Raw genomic sequence first — 1,808 nt, forward strand, 5'->3', positions numbered from 1 at the left:
CCGGTCGCCGAGCGATGCCGAGACCGCGTACCAAGCGCCGATGACCGCGGCGAGCACGAGGATCGGCGGCAGCCAGAGCCAAATATTGATGGGCCCGTTACCGCCGCGCCGCCGCGGGGCGACGCCCAGGCGCGGGATCACGGCGGTGGATTCGTCGGTCATCAGCTGTGCCCCTCTCGAAGCGCGTGCGAGACCTCGCCGACCAGCTCGGCGAACTCCGGGGTAAACCGGATGTCGGGGTCACGTGGCATGGGGAACGGCACGTCGAACGTGCCGACGATCGAGCCCGGACGGCCGGACATGACGACGACCTTCGTGGAGAGGTAGACCGCCTCCGACACCGAGTGCGTGATGAACAGCCCGGCGAACTGTTTCTCGACGAACAGTTTCAGCAGCTCGTCATTGAGGCGTTCGCGGGTGATCTCGTCGAGCGCGCCGAACGGTTCGTCGAAGAGGAACAGCTCGGGTTCGAGGGTGAGCGATCGGGCGAGTGACGTGCGCATCCGCATCCCGCCCGAGAGCTGGCGCGGCAGGTGGTTCTCGAATCCCGTGAGGCCGACGAGCTCGATCGCCTCGTTCGCCTTCTTGCGGCGGACCGCGATGGTGTCCCACTGCAGTTCGGCGAGCAGCTCGACGTTGGCCTGCACGGTGCGCCAGGGCAGCAGGGTCGGATCCTGGAAGACGTAGCCGATGCGGGACGTTCCGAGTTGCGCTGTTCCATCGCTCGCGACCTCGAGTCCCGAGGCGATGCGCAGCAGCGTGCTCTTGCCGCAGCCGGACGGCCCGACGACGGTCACGAACTCGCCCCGGTCGACGGTGAGGTCGACGCCGTGGAGAGCCACCGTGCCGTTCGGGAAGGTCATCTCGACGTTTCGGAAGTCGAGCAGGGTGTCTGTCATGGCGGGGGCGGCGGTACTCATGCGGCGACTCCGATCGCGGGGGCGGCGAGTTCTACGGTGAGGGTGCTGCGGGCGACGAGCGACCCGGCGTGGATCACGATCCGCTCGGGACTCGCCTCGGCGATCACTTCGGCGAGCGAACCCGCCCGAACGGCGAGGAAGTCGGCCGCGGCACCGGGTGTCGGGCCGGCGACGGGCAACCCCATGACGTCGCGCGCCCCGGTGCTGACGGCGGCGTAGGCCTCGTCGAGGGTCAGGTGACCGGCGGTGACGAGCAGCGATGCGGTCTCGAGCGCGTCGCTGCGTCCGACGGGGTTGAAGGGGTCGCGCACGTTGTCGGCGCCCGCGGCGAACCGGGCCCCGGCATCCAGTAGCGCCCGCGCCGCGGTGAGCCCGCGGGGAACCGAATGGCCGTGCTCCCAGCCCTGCAGGTAGAGGTTCGTGATCGGGTTCGCGATGATGCCGATGCCCGCCTCGACGACTGCGGCGATGACGGCATCCCGTTCGGCGATCGCCATCGTGCCGAGCCGCACGCAGTGACCCGCGGAGAGATTACGCGCGTAGCCCCGCTCCGCCATCAACCCGGTCTGGGCCGCGTACGCACCGAGGGTGATGGCCCCGTCGAGGCTCTCGTCGGTGTGCAGGTCGATCGGAACGTCATGCTTCTCGGCGATCGCGAGCAGACGGTCTAGGTCGGCGATCGGATCCTCGGCGATGTGCGGGGCGCCGCCGAGCGTGTCGGCACCGGCGTCGAGCGCAGCTTCGATCGCGGCATCCGGGATGTCGGGGCCGGGCAGCGCGACGATCTCGAGGTCGACGAGATCGCGCACCTGCTCGCGAACCGCGATGAGGGCGTGGATGCCGCGCAGCGGTTCGTCGCCGAGCAGCACGTCGACGTGGGTGCGGATC

General features: G+C 69.6%; 2 protein-coding genes. Both read right to left on the minus strand.

What is annotated here, in order from left to right:
- Positions 1–161 precede the first annotated feature (161 nt).
- Entirely contained in the window at positions 162–920 is a 759-nt protein-coding gene (locus RMO30_RS05125) for an ABC transporter ATP-binding protein (protein WP_309710367.1), read from the minus strand.
- Positions 917–1,808: amidohydrolase family protein (locus tag RMO30_RS05130; protein WP_309710369.1), on the minus strand; the 892-nt coding region annotated here is incomplete at its 5' end. The genes RMO30_RS05130 and RMO30_RS05125, both read right to left, overlap by 4 nt.

Origin of the sequence: Pseudolysinimonas sp. (assembly GCF_031389465.1) — a bacterium.
Classification (GTDB): Bacteria; Actinomycetota; Actinomycetes; order Actinomycetales; family Microbacteriaceae; genus Pseudolysinimonas_A.

What these genes read in the sequence shown, in the direction of transcription:
- RMO30_RS05125 (WP_309710367.1), bottom strand. Translation starts at nt 920, where the DNA reads ATGAGTACCGCCGCCCCCGCCATGACAGACACCCTGCTCGACTTCCGA.